Consider the following 18,403-nt stretch of genomic DNA (forward strand, 5'->3'; position numbering starts at 1 on the left):
AGGATCAAACTCTCCATTGTAAAAAATCTTCTACACTATCCCGAAGAATAGCTGATGTCAAGTGCTGATCCGACTCGTTGTTGTGACGAGTTCTTCTTCGTCTGTTACGCTTGTCGTGGACCGTTCGAAAACGGCCCTTACCATTTGTCTTTTCCTGTCATTCAAAGAACGTGCGCCTCACCCTGTTGGTGAAACCCTGTGCCACACAAACCGTGGCGCCTCTTTTTCCGTTTCCTCTCGAAGCGGGCTGCAAAGGTACGCAGCGTTTCGGCAATTGCAAGCGGCTTGAAAAACTTTTTTTTTCTTACCGACTTCCTTGTCGTCCCTTCCTCTCGAAGCGGGCTGCAAAGGTAACTGCTTTTTCTTTCTTTCCAACTACTACCGAAAACTTTTTTTCAAACCTTTCGTAGCAGGCGCTTCCGGTTGAAGCGGGGTGCAAAAGTAGGAAATGTTTTCGAAACACAAAATACGTTAGCAAACTTTTTTTTCTACTAATCCGTATTATTCAGGTTGTTTTCGTCCCTTCCTTCTGAAGTGGGTTGCAAAAGTATGAAAGCTTTTTTGCTGTGCAATGGGAAGAGAATAAAAGACTTATTTCTTCGGAATAACATGCTGATATTCTGATCGGAAAATTCAAAAAATAACTCCTATACCCACAAACAAAGGTAGCGGGAGTGGTTAGGTGCATAGCATGGCTGGCTATTATAGCTAAGCTATAAGATTCTAAGGTAGAGGAGATGATAGTGATTATGGATAGCCTATACCTTATACTATAGAGTTAATCTGCTACTGTCGAGAACGGCTGATTCACATGTGCGTAAAGGCATTACGACTTACTCCTTTTATTCACTCTAACTTATTAGGTATGCTTTCTAACGACGCAACCAGAGCGACTACTCCTGCTCTACAAGCGGTAGCGCCAGGCGTAACAGGCTGGCGCAACATATTTGTGAATCTATACTATGTATGGCCACAAGAACAAGAGGGTATGGGAGCGTCTTGGGTATTGGTAGATGCCGGCCTACCAGCCTCAGCTGATTATATCCTCGAATACGCAGCAGAACTATTTGGCCCGGACAATCCACCACAGGCTATTGTGCTTACGCATGGTCACTTTGACCACGTAAGTGCTTTGCCCAATTTGCTGAAGGCTTGGCCTGAGGTACAGGTATACGCCCACCGTTTGGAGTTGCCTTATCTTACGGGTCGTTCTGCTTATCCTGCGCCCGACCCAACTGTGGGAGGTGGTGGCATGGCCACCTTGTCTTTTCTCTACCCTAAAAAGCCGCTTGATTTAGGCGGCCGGGTAGAAGCGTTGCCAGACGATGGTACAGTACCAGGTCTACCAGGCTGGCAATGGTTTCATACCCCAGGCCATACACCTGGTCACGTGTCATTCTTTCGCGAAAATGACCGCGCCCTTCTAGCAGGCGACGCTTTTACCACAGTGAAAGGGGAATCGATGCTAGCTACTTGGACGCAGAAGCAGGAAGTACACGGCCCGCCGGCTTACTTCACGCCCGACTGGGAAGCGTCGCGCCTTTCGGTGGAGCGTTTGGCGAAGCTAGAGCCGGAAGTGGCGGCTACAGGGCATGGTATTGCCATGGTGGGAGACGAGTTGCGCCAGCAACTCCAGGAATTAGTAGATAATTTTCAAACGCAAGCGGTACCAGCACATGGCCGGTATGTGAAGCAACCTGCAGTGGCCGATGCGTCGGGGGTAGTATCGGTGCCGCCACCCGTTGTAAGCCCGTGGGTGAAAGGTTTGGTCGTAGCCGGTGTGGCTGGTCTGCTATTCACCTTACTCCGACGTAAGCAGGCATAACAGCTCTGCTCTATCGTTCCATCTCTAAAAACGGTCGAAGCCTTCGTAGCTTTGGCCGTTTTTCATGTAGGAGCTATTGTGCAGAGAGCATCAAGTGCTATTACTCCTACTTTATTGTATATACATGGCGCATCAGCATTTTCTACTTCATAAGCCGTTTGGCTACCTTAGCCAGTTTGTATGCGAGCTCAAGAAGAAGAAACTGCTTGGCGAACTGTACGATTTTCCGGCGGGCACGATGGCCATTGGACGCCTCGACGAGCACAGTGAAGGCCTCTTATTGCTAACTACCGACGGCCGTGTGAGTGAGCTTGTGCGCGGCCGGAAAGTAGAAAAGGAGTATTACGCTCAGGTAGACGGTCTGATTACCGATGAAGCGGTAGCCCAACTAGAACAAGGCGTGGAAATTGGCATCCGGGATGTGCGGTACCAGACGCTGCCTTGCGCGGTACGACGCTTGGAAACTGCCCCAGACTTTCCGCCTCGTACCCGAAAAATACGTGACGACCGCCACGGTCCTACCAGCTGGGTGTCGATTACAGTGACGGAGGGCAAATTTCGGCAGATTCGGAAGATGACGGCAGCGGCGGGGTTTCCTACCCTGCGCTTAGTGCGCGTGCGGGTAGGGGATATATGGTTGGGAGATTTAGCGGCGGGCGAGGTGCGAGAAGTAGTTTCCTTTGCGCTAGATTATCAGGAGCCAGAATTGAATAACGGGTGAAATAGGCCCGTTTCGGCTTTTCATATCTAGTCAGCAGGCTAGTAAGTAGTTTCTGTAGGGTTCCGCTGAACTTTACCGGAAAGTTACCTGTACTATTGTATTCACGATTACTAATGCTTGGCTTTTCGGCCAATGCATCCACCCTATAAAGCTGGTAAAAAACATGGGTAGATCCCAAGCAACATTTGGAAAAAAAGAAAACGAGAAAAAACGCCTGAAGAAGCGGCAGGACAAAGCCGAGAAAAAGGAAGAGCGCCAAGCTAATGCCCAGAAAGGCCAAAGCCTGGACGAGATGATGGCCTATGTAGATGAGAATGGCAACATTGTAGACACTCCGCCAGATCCGAAGAAGAAGAAAGAAATCAAGACCGAGGACATTCAGATTGGCGTGGTGCGCCGGGAAGATATGGATCCGGCCGACTTAATTCGTACTGGTACCGTGACGTTCTTCAACGAGTCGAAAGGCTACGGTTTCATCAAGGATTCGGAGACGCAGGAGAGTGTGTTTGTGCACGCCAACAACTTGCGCAATCCGATCAAAGAAAATGACCGTGTGACCTTTGAAGTGGAAATGGGACCCAAAGGCCCCAGCGCTACCGACGTGAAAGCGGCCGCCGTTGCGTAAATTTACTCTCGATAAGCCCAAGCGGCTGAAGCTCCCGTAGCTTCAGCCGCTTTCTGTTTCTGGCCCCTACCCTCTACGCACTACGTATGCCGCAGCCACCTCACTCTGCCACTGCCCCCACCACCCTGCACCCGCGCAACCGCCACCACGGCCGCTATGATTTTGCCCAGCTCGTACAGGCTTCGCCAGAGTTAGCGACTTTTATAGTCTCTACCCCGACGGGTGATGCTAGCTTGAATTTTGCCGATCCGGCTGCTGTGAAGGCGCTGAATCGGGCGTTGCTCAAGCAATTCTACGGCATCAGGCAATGGGATATTCCGGCTGGATACTTGTGTCCGCCTATTCCTGGCCGCGCCGACTACCTGCACTACCTCGCCGACTTGCTAGCTGATGGAAATGCGGGCGTGGTGCCTACAGGTAAAAGCATCCGCGTGTTAGATGTGGGGGTAGGCGCCAATTGCATCTACCCTATTATCGGGCATCACGAGTACGGCTGGCGCTTTGTAGGCACCGACGTAGATACAACGGCTCTACGGGTAGGCAAGCAACTGGTGGCCAGTAACCCTACCCTTACGGGTGCCGTGGAGCTACGGTATCAACCTGACGGCACTGCCATCTTTAGTGGTATTCTGAAGCCGCGGGAGACTTTTGATGCGACGATGTGCAACCCGCCTTTTCATGGGTCGGCGGCCGAAGCTGAAGCCAGTACCCGGCGCAAAGAGCGCAACCTAGCTACTAGCCGCGGGGCGCAGCCTACCTCCAATTTTGGAGGACAAGACCGTGAGCTTTGGTATCCCGGCGGCGAGGCTACTTTCTTGTGGCACATGGCTGAAGAAAGCGCGTTGTTTCGGGAGTCGTGCTATTGGTTTACCACTCTCGTATCGAAGAAAGAAACCTTGCCAGGCTTGTATAAGTCGTTGCAAAAGCTGGGAGCTGTTGAGGTGCGCACCATTCCGATGGCACAAGGGCACAAGGTGAGTCGCATCGTGGCCTGGACGTTTCTGAACACGGCGCAGCAACGGGCATGGCGGGAGAAGTAGGGGTAGGGAAAGTATTGCAAGTGAGCCCGAAAGACTTGTTTTTAAAGGTTACCTCGCCAATAAATGCAAAAGCGGCTGGAACCCTAGTAGCTCCAACCGCTTTTGCACGTAAGTATATAAACGCAGACTTACATATGTATCGCTCGGTTCTCCGTAGCTGCTAAACAGGCCTCCTTCATGGCTTCGGCATAGGTAGGGTGGGCGTGGCTCATGCGGGCCACGTCCTCAGCAGAGGCACGGAACTCCATGGCCGTTACGGCTTCGGCAATGAGATCGGCGATACGCGGGCCGATCATGTGCACACCCAGAATTTCGTCGGTTTCCTTGTCGGCCAGCACTTTCACGAAGCCATCGAGGTCCATGGAGGCGCGGGCGCGGCCCGAGGCGCGGAAGGGGAAGTTGCCGGTTTTGTAAGTTTTACCTTGCTCCTTCAACTGCTCCTCGGTATAGCCTACCCCGGCCACCTCGGGCCAGGTATATACTACCCCCGGAATGAGCAGGTAGTTGACGTGGGGCTTCTGGCCAGCCATGGTTTCGGCCACGAACACACCTTCTTCCTCGGCCTTGTGGGCCAGCATGGCGCCGCGCACCACGTCGCCGATGGCGTAGATGCCGGGCGTGGTGGTTTGCATGTGCTCGTCTACCTTAATGCGGCCGCGCTCTTCTAGCTGCACGCCAGCGGCTTCCAGGTTCAGGCCCTCGGTGTAGGGCGCACGGCCCACGGCTACCAGGCAGTAGTCGCCTTCCAGCTTGGTTTCCTCCCCCTTGGGATTGGTTGCGGTTACGGTCACAGCATCGCCCTCGCGGGTCGCGCCGGTTACTTTGTGGCTGAGGTAGAACTCAATACCAATTTTGCCCAAGATGCGCTTCAGCTCTTTGCCGAGGGCGCGGTCCATAGTTGGAATCAGCGAGTCCAGAAACTCTACCACCGATACTTTCGCACCCAGACGAGCGTACACGGAAGCCATTTCCAGCCCGATAACGCCGCCGCCAATCACAATCATGTGCTTGGGCACTTCGCGGATGTTCAGGGCCTCGGTGCTGGTGATGATGCGCTGCTTATCCTGCTTGATAAAGGGTAGGACAGTAGGCTTGGAGCCGGAGGCGATAATCACCTTCTTGGTTTCAATCTGCTGCTCCTCGCCGCCTTCCGTCGGTGTGATTTTGATGTGGGTTTTGTCGACAAATGAACCCACGCCTTTTATAACGTCGATTTTGTTCTTCTTCATCAAAAACTGAATGCCGTCGGTGTTGGCTTTCACCACGCCGTTCTTGCGGTCAATCAGCTGGTTCATGTTGATCTGCAGATCACTCAACTCGATACCGTGCTCCTTGAAGGTAGTGTGGGCATTGTGGTAGTGTTCCGTCGAATCGAGCAGGGCTTTGCTGGGAATGCAGCCTACGTTCAGGCACGTGCCGCCCAGGGTAGGGTATTTCTCAATAAGGGCGGTTTTCATCCCCAGCTGTGCGCAACGGATGGCAGCCACGTAGCCCCCTGGTCCGGAGCCGATAACAGTAACGTCGTATTGATTCATGATGCGGTGAATTCGTTGGTAGTCAACAAGGGGCGAAGGTACGGAAGAAACCGGAGGCGGAAATAGCTACCCGGCGGAAACGCACTGGTTGCGTAGCCTAGGAAGCACTACTACCCTCTACAACCGGCTACTAGCTGTTTTGCTTAGGGTAGGGCCCCAACACAAGCGCCTCTTCCATGAGCGGAAGAGGCGCTGTATATAATCTGTTTAGCTGGATAATGCCTATCAATTCGACACCACCAATGGTTGTAACTGCCCGCGCAATTGTTCACGCACCAGGCCTAAACTAATAGACTCTTTATCACCTACCAGGTACACAAACTGTTGTCCGCCGGGCAGCATGCGCACCAAATGCAACTGCGTAGACAGTATAAAAGAGATTTCTTCTACTGCCTCTTCCTCCAACTGACTCACGGCGAGTTGCTGCTGGCGCACCAAGGCGGCGCTGTGCTGAGCAGCTGTCTGCGGAGCAACATCATCTAGCCCCGACCAACCAGCCCGGCAACGACCATCGGCCACATCCACCACGGCCACTAGGCGCAACGAGGGTAGAACCGTCAGGATTTGATGCACCAATTGCTCCGCCAGAGGATCGGGCGGAGCAAGTAGGTTGTTTGTTTTCGATAACCCGGATTGACGGGTAGCTTTTCTGCGGTAATTCTTGGGTTTCACGCGGACAAGATACTACAGGCTACCACAGAACGACGTGGACAACGCCTAGAAATTCCACCAGTGGCGCTTGGTTTTCTCGCGGGGTAGCAGCGTTACGTCGGTGCTGGCGTCAGACAATTTAATTTCTTCGTCTTCGTAGCCGCCGTAGCCATACTTCAGCGAGCTGGTGTTGGCTGGCACGTGCAGCACATATTCGCCAGCCGCATTCGTAACGGCAATCTGGCGGCTGCCGGGCTGCATTACGGTAGCACCGGGTAGGGGCTTGCCGTTTTCGTCCAAGATACGACCCTGCACCATCACCATGCGCTTAGCCGATAAGGCAGCCGCTACCGAAGCGGTATTGCTAGCCAAAGCTTCGGCGGTGGCTTCGGCAGTAGCCGTTTCCTGCACAGCCGAGAAATTGGAGTTGTTGCCCCGTGCGCCGGGCAGGCTAGTGCCGGCAAATACCATGGAGCCCACCAGCACGGCGGAAGCGACCATAGAGGTAGCGCGGCGGCGGAAACGTACGGGCTCGGCCCGGATATATTGAATTTGTTTTTGTACCCAGGTAGGGGTTACTTCCACCTCGTCGGTGGCTTGTAGTTCTTGCCAGCGCGTGAGGGTATCGTGCGCTACGTCGGCATCGCGACGCAAATAATTTTCTACGGCCTGGGCAGAAGACCGGCTCAGGTCGCCATTCAGATAAGCATCGCGATATACCGGCAGCAGCTCACCGGTTTGGGGGTCGAAGGGAGATGCGGTAAGTTTCATACCATAAAATGTATTAGGGTGAGAAATAAGGGAAATTGAAATCGTTGAGAAAGAGAATAAGAATAGAATAGAGGTGTAGAAGAGGCGGCTTTTACTCGCAGGTACGCATGACCTCGCGGGCAATGCCCAGGTTGGTGTCGCGGCTTTCGACAGCCACGTAGAGAAACTGTTGCTTGTTGGTCAGGATCCGCAGCAGATGCAACTGGGTAGGCAGGGTAATCACAATTTCCTCTAACTGCTCGTCAGAATCGGGTTGCAGCGCGGCCAGTACGTTGTATTGCCCCCGTACCAGTGCAGCATTGAACCCAGCAATTTTGGCCGGGTTGAAGTCACGGGAGGTCGTGTAGGTTGCCACGGCCTGCCCCGAGTCTATCTGCACCACGGCTGCTGCCACCAATTCCGGTAGGCCTTCTAGTACCCGCTGCAATACCTGGGCGGCCTCTTGGTGCTCAGCACCATTGCCAGCCGGTACTACTTTATTGATGACTGCGCCGGAAAGAGACTGAAGACGATTGAGAAAGGGAATCTGCATAATGCCTGCGAAAACTCACTGTGTTGCTATTCTATACGAATAGCTTATACACAGGGCACTGCTAGCTTGTTGCAGCTGAAAGCTGGTTTGAGCACTATGGAGCTGTGTGCTTCCCATGCCGCCAGCAGAGGAATAATTAATTGAGTTGTGCGGCGTGCTGACGCAGTACTTCGCGGGCAATAGCCAAGTTCGTATCGCGGGCGTTTACCACCAAGTAAATAAACTTGTTACCGGCTTCAGTAAGCTTCAGCAGGTGCAGCTGGTTGGTAAGCGAAATCAAGATATCCTCGATTTTCTCGCCACCTAGCTTTAGCGCTGCCATGGCTTTCTGCTTTTGCTTTACTACCTCTGTATTGTAGGCAGCAGCCGTATCTGGGTTGATATTTTGCACATTGGAGTGCGAAGCCAGGCTCATGCCCGAATTCACATCCACTACGGCTACAGCCAGTAGCGAGGGCAAATCATCAATAACATCTTGTATTACTTTTCCTGCGGGATTGTTGACTGAGTAAGCCATGGAAACAAACGGATAAGGAGGAAGGGAAACAATCCACTCCGGTCAACCTCCACCCTGTTTCGAGTATCCTGATCAGGCCCACGCGTTGGCCTGCTTACTGGCAATCAGAATCAGTAGGAAAGTAGCCGAAGAACTGTCTGTTATGGTATAACACACCAAAAAAGCAGACCGACTTGTTCTACAAAACTCCTCTGTTTCTCCCGGCTAAAAAATGATTGTTATCAACCCAGGAAATGATTGTTATCAGCTTTTTCCCGCCCGCTCACTTATGGGACACCAATATGGGAAAAAGTTCTGTAAGTCTCGCTACCCCACACTCTATCTGCACAAAAAACCCCAGCAATTGGAGTTACTGGGGGCATATACGCAAACACTAAAAAAAGGGTTTTATAAAAAATAAAAAAGATAGTTTTACCATTACTCATAAAGTGCCGAGAGTCGTGTGAGCTTCTCCAAGTTCAGAATCGTAATACGGCTACCGTATGTTGCTACCAGGCCCTCTTCCCGGAATTCCGACAGGAGCCGACTCACCGTTTCTTTGGCAGTACTCGTTAGTGCCGCCAAGTCTTCACGCGTGACAGGAATGCTAAAGCGCATTTCCGTGGCCGGTTGAAATAGATCGTGTAGCAACAATAAGGCTTCGGCCAGCCGACCACGTACAGGCTTGAAAGCGGCATGCATCATTCGCTCTTCCATCCTACCTAAATCCTTGGCTAACAGCTTAGTAAGCTCAATTGAGAATTGTGGATTTTGCCCAATTATGCTAAAGAAATCGGGGCGGGGGATAAGACATACCACGCAGTCGCTGAGGGCTATAGCAGAGGTAGTGGCTGTGTTACCCACCATTAGCGAGCGGTAGCCTAGGGCATCGCCTTCCTGTGCCAGGCGCATAATCTGCTCCTTGCCGTCGCTGCTGACGCGCGATACTTTCACTTTGCCCTGATGAATGCAGTACAATCCGGGTAGGCGATTATTCGTCTGAAAAATGCTTTGCCCCTTCTTGTAGTACTGCGAAATTTTGCTGGTAGAAATCAATTCTAATTCCTCCTTTTGGCATGTGCCCATGAGGGATTGAGTCAAATAAGGGCAATTCTGGCAACTAGTAGGCGCGGTCTGATACGGTACTGCCATAGGAAAATCACTTTGCTCAAAGCCTCATACAATGCCCATGTGGGCCGTTTATAAGAAGCTGAATAGCTAAAATGATACCATCCACGTAATTCACTCATTATCAATACAGAACGCCAAACACCGTTTCCCTTATTCAACCAGCACTCCTACATAGTAATTGAAGGTATCTACCTCCACATTGTCGCGGGTGGCACCGGATAAGGTCACGGGTTGCAGACGGGTAGTAGGCGTGATGAATTGATACTCGCCACCCTTGGTCCGAACCCGCACGGGCATGGCAAAGCCGGGCACATCAGCAATCCAGCGGGCCAGTAGCTGGTTCTGCTCTACCCGCATTTCCAGCACGGGTAGGGAGGCGTGGCGCAGGTACTGATCGAAGATGGGCGTGAGGTCGCGGCCGGTTTGCTGGTTGAAATAGTTGATGATCTGCGCCGTGGTGACGGTCTGGTGATAGAATGTCTGGCCCAGGCCGCGTAGCAGCTGCCGCCACTTGGCGTCGTCGTTGATGGTGGTGCGCAGCATGTTGAGCATGTTGGCGCCTTTATCGTACATGTCGCCAGAGCCTTCGGTATTTACACCGTAGGGGCCAATGATGGGTTTATCGTTCTGGATGTTGCGACGCTGGCCGTGCAGGTATTCCTGCCCCGCCTGCTTGCCAAACATCGTTTCCACAAACAACGATTCGGAGTAGGTAGTAAACGACTCGTGTACCCACATATCGGCAATATCTTTGGTGGTGATGTTGTTGCCGAACCACTCGTGGCCACTTTCGTGGATGATGATGAAGTCCCATTTGTCGCCCCAGCCCGTGCCCGAGCGGTCGTGGCCAAGGTAGCCGTTGAGGTACTTGTTGCCATAGGCCACCGCGCTCTGATGCTCCATACCCAGATGCGGCGCATCAATGAGCTTGTAGCCGTCTTCGTAGAAAGGGTAGGGGCCGAACCAGCTTTCCATCGATTTCAGCATGGGCTTCACGTTGGCCGCAAATTGCTTTTTGGCCTTCGCCAGGTTTTCAGGTAACACCCAGTAGTCGAGCGTCAGCTTGCCTTTCTCGCCCTGGTAGGTGTCGCCGAAGTACTGGAAGTCGCCCACATTCAGGGCCACATCGTAATTATTGATGGGATTGCGCACGGCCCAATCGAAACGGGTAGCACCGTCTTTTAGGGTAGTAACCTTACGCAAGCGACCGTTCGACACATCTTTCAGGCCCTTGGGTACCGTCACGCTGATCAGCATGCTGTCTACCTCATCAGCTTGCTGATCTTTGTTGGGCCACCAGATGCTGGCACCTACCCCCTGGCAGGCCGAAGCTACCCAGGGTTTGCCGGCCGCATCTTGGGCGTAGACCAAGCCGCCGTCCCAAGGCGCGCGCTCGGCTACGGTAGGCTGACCAGAGTAATACACTGTAAATTCCTCGCGGTTACCCTGTTTGATAGGCTGCGGGAAGGTGACAAACACCGCGTTGGCCTCGCGGGTGAACGGCACCGATTTGCCCTTATACTCAACCTTTTCTACCGTTAAGTTGGCAAACAGGTCGAACTGCAAACGCGTGAAGTCTCGCGTAGCCGTGAACCGGAATAGGTTGCTGCCGCTCAGAAACCGCTTGGCTGGGTCCAGGCGCACATCGAGATGGTAGTAGTTCAGGTCGTAGCAGGTACGCAGGGGGCTGTCGATGTTGCCGCGGAGCGAGTCGGCGCGGGTGAAAGCGGCGGGTTTGGGTTGCAGCAGTTGGGCCGAAGCGGCGCTGGACAGGCTCAGTCCGGCAGCCAGCAGAATACCATGAGAAAGACGCATAGGGGCAAGGTAGGCAAGATTAGGCTGACGGTTGTCATTCCGAGCGTAGCGAGGAATCTGAGTATGTAGTCGTACAACTCTTCCGATTCTTCGCTCTACTTGGAATGACAACCTACTGCTTCCGCAGCAAAAACGGCCCCAGCACCAGCGCATCCAGTCCCGACTGGAAGTAGCAGTCTAGTGCGTCGGCCGGCGACTCCACCAGGGGCATGCCATTGACGTTGAACGACGTATTGAGCAACACCGGCACACCGCGTCGTTGCTCAAACGCCAGTAATAGTTGATGAAACAGCGGATTATCAGCGGCGCGCACGGTTTGCAGGCGGCTTGTCCCATCGTCGTGCGTCACGGCGGGTAGGCGCAGGTGCATCTCAGGCCGTAGCGAAAAAACCCGCTCCATGAAGTAGGACGTTTCGCCGGCGGGAAGCCCGAAAAACTCGTGCTGGCGTTCCTCGGGTACGGCCGGCGCAAAGGGCCGGAAGGCCTCGCGGTGCTTCACGCTGGCATTCACGCGCGCCTGCATACTGGGGAGGGTAGGGTCGGCCAGGATGCTACGGTGCCCCAATGCCCGCTGTCCCAGCTCCGACGCTCCCTGAAACCAGCCTACCACTTGGCCAGCAGCCAGCAGATTGGCCGTGGCAGCTATTAGGTCTGTGGGGCGCTCGTGGGGTAGGCGGCGGCGGTGCAGCTCAGCAGCTATTTCCACTTCCTCATACACGCGGCCAAAGAAATTGTGCCGGGCGGCCTTTCCGGTGCCGGGCGCGTTACCCGTCAGATACCGGAAACCATACAAGGCGCTACCCACGCTGATACCAGTGTCATCGGGTGTGCCACCAATGAAGATTTCCTGGTAGGGCGTGTGGTGGCGCAGCTTGCCGTTAAGCACCGAATTCATCAGCACGCCTCCGCCCAGCACCACGCGCCGCTGGCCGGTTTGGGCGTGTAGGGTGGTCAATAGCTCGAATACTACCTCTTCCGTAATGCGCTGCACAGCCGCCACAATATCGTATTCGCGCTGCGTAAGCGGTGCGCCGATGGGTAGGGCCGGGCCTAACAGAGCTTCGAGCTTAGGCGAATAATAATGGGGCGTGAAAAACAGGAAAAACTCAAAATAGCGCAGGTCGATTTCGTAATGAAGCCCATCTACAGTGATGAGCGGGCGCAGTGCATCATAGTACGTACGCCAGTTGCCGCGCGCCGCCAGCGCCATCACCTTCCACTCATCACTATTAGGCCGAAACCCGAGGAAATCGGTGAAAGCGGCGTAGAACAGGCCCAGCGAATGCGGTGTGCGGTTAGTAGCCAATTCGTGCACCGTGCCACCCTGGGCAGTACCCAGCAGCCCGGTGGTGGTTTCGCCAAAGCCATCGGCCACCAAGAAATCAGCTTCACCGCCAAATCCTGACTGCCACAGCGCGTTGGCTAGGTGTGCCTGATGATGATCTACATAGTGCAGGCGCGTAGTGTTACCCAGTTCGCCGAACAGTGTCTGCTGTATGTCGCGCACGTCGGTGCGTAGGGCCGCTAGTTCCTGAAGCGTCAGTTGGGCCAGCTGGCTCCGGTCGCGCAAGGCTTCGGTGGTGGTAAGGGTCGGCTGCGCAAGATAGAGCGCGGGGTTCCAGCCTACGAAAACGTCGGTGATGTCCGTAATCTTCCGACCTGCGGCGGCGCAGCAGTAGGCAACCGCCCGACGCGGAAACGACTTATCCTGCTTCATGCGGGAAAGGCGCTCCTCGGCAATGGCTACCTGCACTTGCCCATCGGGACTCAGCAAACACGCGGAGGCATGAAAGCCGCTGCAATTAATCCCCAGAATAACGTGCTCCACAGGTAGTAAAAAAATAACAAAACGAAACCCGGCTCTAAAATAGAGCTTCTGGGAGCTATGCTGGCAGTACGAAGCAGTAATGGCACTCCATTCTTCCGTAATCAGCTACTCAGTAGCAACTTATCATCTTGCTTTAATCTCAACCGCCGAAACTCATCAATAAAACTTTATTAATAATATATATGATTTTTAAGCTAAATCATTTGTATCTTCGTTGCTGCAACCCCCACGCAATAATCACGTATCCCGGAAGTACAATTATCCACAACCAACCTTTTCCTGACCGCTATGGCTACTACCACTTTGCCCGACATCCGTACGGAAGGGGACATTAAGACGCTGGTCGATTCTTTTTGTCAGCACCTCTACAACGACGAAGTACTGGCCCCGGCATTTAATGCCATGGCGCGTATTCACTGGCCCTACCACCTCACCTCCATGTATCAATATTGGAGCAGCACGTTGCTGAGTGGCAGAACGGATGTCAACGGCGAAGCCATTCCCCACAACCTAGTTCTACCAGTTACTAGTCCCAACTTCCAACGTTGGGTGAATCTATTTTACGGTACGGTGGCAGAGCACTTCTCCGGTTCCAAGGCCGAGGAAGCCAAACTCAAAATGATGAGCATGGCATCGGGTGCCTAGTCTGCTTGGAGCTACACACAAAAGAAAGCGGCCGCTCACCAGATGGTGAGCGGCCGCTTTCTTTTGTGTGTTATGCCTTACACACCCAATAGCAGACGCGTGGGGTCTTCGAGCAGCTCTTTCACGCGTACCAAGAACGATACCGACTCGCGGCCGTCGATGATACGGTGGTCGTAGCTCAGGGCCAGATACATCATAGGGCGAACCACTACCTGTCCGTTCTCGGCCACAGGGCGCTGGATGATGTTATGCATCCCCAGAATAGCTGACTGCGGTGCGTTGATGATAGGCGTGCTCATCATAGAGCCAAACACGCCGCCGTTGGTGATGGTGAACGTGCCGCCGGTCATCTGCTCGATGGTCAGCTTGTTGTCGCGGGCCAAGCCAGCGAGGCGCACAATTTCCTTCTCAATACCATCAAACGACAGTTCCTCGGCATTGCGAATCACGGGCACTACCAGGCCCTTAGGGGCTGATACGGCAATGCTGATGTCGCAGAAGTCGTTGTATACGATGTCGCCACCGTCGATTTGCGCATTTACAGCGGGCCACTCTTTCAGGGCTACGCACACAGCTTTGGTGAAGAACGACATAAAGCCGAGACCTACCGAGTGCTTCTCCTTGAACTTGTCTTTGAACTTGCTGCGCAGGTCCATAATCGGCTGCATGTTCACCTCGTTGAAGGTGGTGAGCATGGCCGTTTCGTTTTTCACCGATACCAGGCGGCGGGCTACCGTCTTGCGCAGGTTGCTCATCCGCTCGCGGCGCGAGTTGCGGTTGCCAGCATCGGATGCTTCTATTTTGGCTGGTGCAGAGGCTGCGGGTGCAGGAGTTGCTTGTGGGGCGGGCGCAGCGGGCTTCGCTTGCGCGTTCTGTGCGTCTTCCTTGGTGATGCGGCCGTCGCGGCCGGTGCCTTGCACGTCGGCGGCGTTGATGCCTTTTTCGCCGAGGATTTTGCCGGCAGCCGGCGAGGGCGTACCCGTGGCGTAGGATGTAGTGCCGTTGCTGGCGGCAGGTTGCGACGTTGCAGGTGCAGCTTGCGCGGCGGCTGGAGCTGCAGCAGGAGCCGCTGGAGCGCCACTGCCACTACCTTCGATGCGTGCTACCACAGTACCAATAGCAATGGTTTCGCCTTCGCTCACGGCATGGCGCAGGGTGCCGGCCGCTTCGGCGGGCAGCTCAAACGTAGCTTTGTCCGATTCCAGCTCGGCAATTACCTCATCACGGTCCACTTGGGCACCGTCGGGCTTTAGCCATTTCGATACGGTTACTTCCGTGATGGATTCACCTACGGCCGGAATCTTCATTTCGGTAGCGCCACCACCGCTGGGAGTTTCAGCAGGAGCTGCATCCGCTGTTGCGCTACCTTCCGGCGTACCTCCGTAGCCGGCTTGGTCGCTGGCTGCGGGGTTTTCTTCACCTTTGGAAATAGGGTCGTTTGAGGGCGCGGCCGCAGGTGTTGACGCCGATGCAGCGCTTACGGCCGGGGCATCGGCACCACCGATTTCGGCAATGGTAGCACCAATGCCAATGGTTTCGCCTTCAACCACCCGGATGCTCAGCGTGCCATCGGCTTCGGCGGGCAACTCAAATGTAGCCTTGTCCGATTCCAGCTCGGCAATGATTTCGTCGCGTTTTACGGCTTCACCGTCTTTTTTCAACCATTTGGCAATGGTTACTTCCGTAATGGATTCGCCAACGGCGGGTATCTTGATTTCCAGACCCATAGGTGGGAGAGTTAGGGGTTATGGCTTAGTAGGATGCGTATTTCTACCCAGTTGCTAGCTATCAGCTAGCAACTGGGTAGGCTACTGAATTAATCGGCCTTCTTGGCTTCTTCTACGGTTTCCTTGATGTTCTCGTCGGCCACAGCTTCGCGGGGCTTGTCGAAGGCCCGTGCTACCAACTCTTTTTGCTCCTTCACGTGCACTTTATTGTAGCCGGTAGCAGGCGAGGCCGAGGCTTTACGCGCTACCACGTCTTCCAACTCGCGGCGCATGAAGCGCAGCAGGTAGTTCCAGTAGCCCATGTTTTCGGGCTCTTCCTGTACCCAGTAGATCTTGGCTTTGGGATACTTTGCCAGCTCGGCATCCAGCTGCTTTTTGGGGAAGGGGTGCAGCTGCTCCATCCGGATGATAGCCACATCGGTGCGGCCTGACTGCTGCTGCTCGTCCAGCAGATCGTAGTACACTTTGCCCGAGCACAGCAGCACGCGCTTCACCTTCTTGGCGTCGGCGTAGTCGTCACCGAGCACTTCTTCGAAGCGACCCGAAGTGAAGTCCTCTACCGGCGACACGCACAGCGGGTGGCGCAGCATCGACTTCGGCGACATTACCACCAGGGGCTTGCGGAACTCCCAGGTCAGCTGCCGGCGCAGGGCGTGGAAGAAGTTGGCGGGCGTGGTGATGTTGGCTACCACGATGTTGTTCTCGGCGGCCAGTTGCAGGAAACGCTCGGGGCGGGCGTTGGAGTGCTCGGGGCCCTGGCCTTCGTAGCCGTGGGGCAGGAGCATCACCACGCCGTTCATGCGCTGCCACTTGCTTTCCGACGACACCACAAACTGGTCAATCATCGTTTGGGCGCCGTTAGCAAAGTCACCGAACTGGGCTTCCCATACCACCAGCGCGGTAGGATTCGCCATAGCGTAGCCAAACTCGAAGCCCAGCACCGCATACTCGCTCAGCAGCGAGTTGTAGATGCGCAGGTTTTCGTGGTCGCCTTTCAGGTGGTTAAGTGAGTTGTAAGGCGCCGAGGTTTCGGCGTCGTGCAACACGGCGTGGCGGTGCGAGAACGTGCCGCGCTGGCAGTCCTGGCCGCTCACGCGCACAATGTGGTTTTCGGTCAGCAACGAGCCGTAGGCCAGCAATTCGCCGGCAGCCCAGTTCAGCTGGCGCGTTTCGAAGAACATCTTGCGGCGCTCTTTCAGCAGGTTATCAATCTGCTTGAGCGGCTTGAAGCCCTCGGGCAGCGTGGTCAGCGCCTCGCCTACCTTCTGTACCGTCTCCTCGCTCACGCCCGTTTCCGGCGACTGCTCGAAGTCCTGGCCGCTGGCACGACGCAGGTTGCGCCACTCATTTTCCAGGGGCTGATACTTATAGGGTAGGGGCTGCTGTTTCACCTGGTCGAGGCGGGCTTGCAGCAGGTCGCGGAACTCGCGGTCCATCTGCTTGGCCAGCTCCGCGTCTACGTCGCCGCGCTCTACCAGGCGGGCGTTGTAAATCTCGCGCGGGTTCTTGTGCTTCGAGATGATGTTGTAGAGGGTAGGCTGCGTGAACTTCGGCTCGTCCGACTCGTTGTGGCCGTGACGACGGTAGCACACCATATCCACAAAAATATCGGCGTGAAACTGCTGACGATACTCCGTGGCTAGACGTACGGCAAATACCACGGCCTCGGGGTCGTCGCCGTTCACGTGAATCACTGGCGCGTCGATAATCTTCGCCAGATCGGTGCTATAGATAGAAGAGCGAGCGTCCTCAAAATCAGTAGTGAAGCCTACCTGGTTGTTGATAATAAAGTGGATGGTACCGCCCGTCTTGTAGCCTTCCAGCTGCGACATTTGCGTTACCTCGTACCCAATGCCTTGGCCGGCCAGCGCGGCATCGCCGTGAATGAGGATGGGTAGGATCTTGTGGTAGTCGTCCTGGTACTCGTGCTCAATTTTGGCGCGCACCAGGCCTTCTACCACAGGGTTTACCGCCTCCAGGTGCGAGGGGTTGGGCGCCAGCTTCAGGTTTACCTGATGACCCGACTCGGTATCTACCTCCGACGAGTAGCCCATGTGGTACTTTACGTCGCCGTCGCCCATGGTCAGGTCGGGCTTGGCCGTACCCTCAAACTCCGAGAAAATCTGCTCGTACGTTTTGCCCATAATGTTGGCCAGCACGTTCAGGCGGCCACGGTGCGCCATGCCAATCACTACCTCACGCACACCCAGCTCGGCACCTTTCTCGATGATGGCATCGAGGGCTGGAATGGCGGTTTCGCCGCCTTCCAGCGAGAAGCGCTTCTGCCCCAGAAACTTGGTGTGCAGGAAGTTCTCGAACACCACGGCTTCGTTCAGCTTGCGCAGAATCCGCTTTTTGTATTCCGGCGTTGGGTTGAAGTTCAGCGCGTCGTGCTCCGCTTTCGTGCGGAACCAGTCCAGCACCTGCGGGTCGCGGATGTACATGTACTCGAAGCCTACTGTGCCCGTGTAGATGGACTGCAAGCCGGCAATGATTTCGCGCAGGGTAGGCGCGTCACCCAGCCCCAAGATGGAGCCGTTGCGGAAAGGCGTATCCAAATCCGCCTCGCTCAGACCAAAGTTCGCCAGATCGAGGCGGGCTTTGCGGTCTTTGCGCTGGCGCACGGGGTTGGTTTTGGCCAACAGGTGGCCGCGGCTGCGGTAAGCGTAAATCAGGTTGCGTACGGCCGTTTCCTTGTCCGGCGCGGCCTCGTTGGTGTTGCGCAGCTTACCAGCATCGTCCGTCGAAGCCGAAGTATGTAATACACCGTAGCCGGGGCGCTGCTCCGGAATGGCTTCCAGGGTAGGTGCAACGGGAGCAGGCGGCGTAGACGGAGTGGCCGTAGCCGCACCGTTGGTTGCCACAGGCGTCTCGCCATCAGCCGGATACTGCTGCGAGAAGTCGAAACCTTCGAAGAATTTTCGCCAGCCGAAATCTACCGAATCGGGGTTCTGCTTGTACGCCTGGTACAGCTGATCGATATACTCGCCGTGCGCATTGGCGATATAGGAGTAAGCATCCATAGGTGGGGGTGAGGTAGGGGCGCTATGTAAGTTGAAAG

The 18,403-nt window shown here is 54.9% G+C and carries 15 protein-coding genes; 5 read left to right on the forward strand and 10 right to left on the reverse strand.

Annotation, left to right across the window (positions count from 1 at the left end; genetic code table 11):
- Window positions 1-988 precede the first annotated feature (988 nt).
- From H8B15_RS15080 to rlmF, 4 genes are all read left to right on the forward strand, one after another.
- Entirely contained in the window at window positions 989-1,825 is an 837-nt protein-coding gene (locus H8B15_RS15080) for an MBL fold metallo-hydrolase (RefSeq protein WP_246455528.1), read from the forward strand.
- A 124-nt stretch (window positions 1,826-1,949) separates the two neighbouring features.
- Window positions 1,950-2,546, forward strand: a complete 597-nt coding sequence (locus tag H8B15_RS15085) for a pseudouridine synthase (protein WP_187320511.1) — start codon at window positions 1,950-1,952, stop codon at window positions 2,544-2,546.
- A 163-nt stretch (window positions 2,547-2,709) separates the two neighbouring features.
- Window positions 2,710-3,171, forward strand: a complete 462-nt coding sequence (locus tag H8B15_RS15090; protein WP_187320512.1) for a cold-shock protein — start codon at window positions 2,710-2,712, stop codon at window positions 3,169-3,171.
- Window positions 3,172-3,257: 86 nt separating this feature from the next.
- Window positions 3,258-4,211, forward strand: a complete 954-nt coding sequence (gene rlmF / locus H8B15_RS15095; protein WP_187320513.1) for a 23S rRNA (adenine(1618)-N(6))-methyltransferase RlmF — start codon at window positions 3,258-3,260, stop codon at window positions 4,209-4,211.
- Between the two features lie 128 nt (window positions 4,212-4,339).
- On the opposite strand, the gene lpdA is transcribed toward rlmF, so the two are convergent.
- The 8 genes from lpdA to H8B15_RS15135 all read right to left on the reverse strand — a co-directional run bounded on the left by lpdA (window position 4,340) and on the right by H8B15_RS15135 (window position 12,970).
- A complete protein-coding gene (gene lpdA, locus H8B15_RS15100) occupies window positions 4,340-5,746 on the reverse strand; it encodes a dihydrolipoyl dehydrogenase (RefSeq protein WP_187320514.1) in 1,407 nt (468 codons plus the stop codon).
- Between the two features lie 225 nt (window positions 5,747-5,971).
- Window positions 5,972-6,418 (reverse strand): hypothetical protein, encoded by a 447-nt coding sequence (locus H8B15_RS15105; protein ID WP_187320515.1) that lies wholly within the window; start codon window positions 6,416-6,418, stop codon window positions 5,972-5,974.
- Between the two features lie 45 nt (window positions 6,419-6,463).
- Window positions 6,464-7,168 (reverse strand): carboxypeptidase-like regulatory domain-containing protein, encoded by a 705-nt coding sequence (locus tag H8B15_RS15110; protein WP_187320516.1) that lies wholly within the window; start codon window positions 7,166-7,168, stop codon window positions 6,464-6,466.
- A gap of 91 nt (window positions 7,169-7,259) precedes the next feature.
- On the reverse strand, window positions 7,260-7,700 hold the full coding sequence (locus H8B15_RS15115; protein WP_187320517.1) for a hypothetical protein: 441 nt from the start codon (window positions 7,698-7,700) through the stop codon (window positions 7,260-7,262).
- Between the two features lie 136 nt (window positions 7,701-7,836).
- Window positions 7,837-8,217 carry a roadblock/LC7 domain-containing protein gene (locus H8B15_RS15120; protein WP_187320518.1) on the reverse strand — a complete coding sequence of 127 codons (381 nt, stop codon included), beginning with the start codon at window positions 8,215-8,217 and terminating at the stop codon, window positions 7,837-7,839.
- A 417-nt stretch (window positions 8,218-8,634) separates the two neighbouring features.
- Window positions 8,635-9,282 carry a Crp/Fnr family transcriptional regulator gene (locus H8B15_RS15125; RefSeq protein ID WP_187320519.1) on the reverse strand — a complete coding sequence of 216 codons (648 nt, stop codon included), beginning with the start codon at window positions 9,280-9,282 and terminating at the stop codon, window positions 8,635-8,637.
- 195 nt (window positions 9,283-9,477) lie between these two features.
- On the reverse strand, window positions 9,478-11,142 hold the full coding sequence (locus tag H8B15_RS15130) for a M1 family metallopeptidase (RefSeq protein WP_187320520.1): 1,665 nt from the start codon (window positions 11,140-11,142) through the stop codon (window positions 9,478-9,480).
- A gap of 112 nt (window positions 11,143-11,254) precedes the next feature.
- Window positions 11,255-12,970 (reverse strand): carbamoyltransferase C-terminal domain-containing protein, encoded by a 1,716-nt coding sequence (locus tag H8B15_RS15135; protein WP_187320521.1) that lies wholly within the window; start codon window positions 12,968-12,970, stop codon window positions 11,255-11,257.
- Window positions 12,971-13,258: 288 nt separating this feature from the next.
- Between H8B15_RS15135 and H8B15_RS15140 the strand changes: the two genes are divergently transcribed.
- The gene (locus H8B15_RS15140; RefSeq protein ID WP_185281831.1) at window positions 13,259-13,615 is read left to right on the forward strand and encodes a group III truncated hemoglobin; all 357 of its coding nucleotides are present in this window, start codon (window positions 13,259-13,261) and stop codon (window positions 13,613-13,615) included.
- 77 nt (window positions 13,616-13,692) lie between these two features.
- On the opposite strand, the gene odhB is transcribed toward H8B15_RS15140, so the two are convergent.
- Together odhB and H8B15_RS15150 are read right to left on the reverse strand one after the other, a co-directional pair.
- The gene (gene odhB, locus H8B15_RS15145) at window positions 13,693-15,342 is read right to left on the reverse strand and encodes a 2-oxoglutarate dehydrogenase complex dihydrolipoyllysine-residue succinyltransferase (RefSeq protein ID WP_187320522.1); all 1,650 of its coding nucleotides are present in this window, start codon (window positions 15,340-15,342) and stop codon (window positions 13,693-13,695) included.
- Window positions 15,343-15,431: 89 nt separating this feature from the next.
- Window positions 15,432-18,365 carry a 2-oxoglutarate dehydrogenase E1 component gene (locus tag H8B15_RS15150; RefSeq protein WP_187320523.1) on the reverse strand — a complete coding sequence of 978 codons (2,934 nt, stop codon included), beginning with the start codon at window positions 18,363-18,365 and terminating at the stop codon, window positions 15,432-15,434.
- Between the last annotated feature and the right edge of the window lie 38 nt (window positions 18,366-18,403).

The organism is Hymenobacter citatus, assembly GCF_014333615.1.
GTDB lineage: Bacteria > Bacteroidota > Bacteroidia > Cytophagales > Hymenobacteraceae > Hymenobacter > Hymenobacter citatus.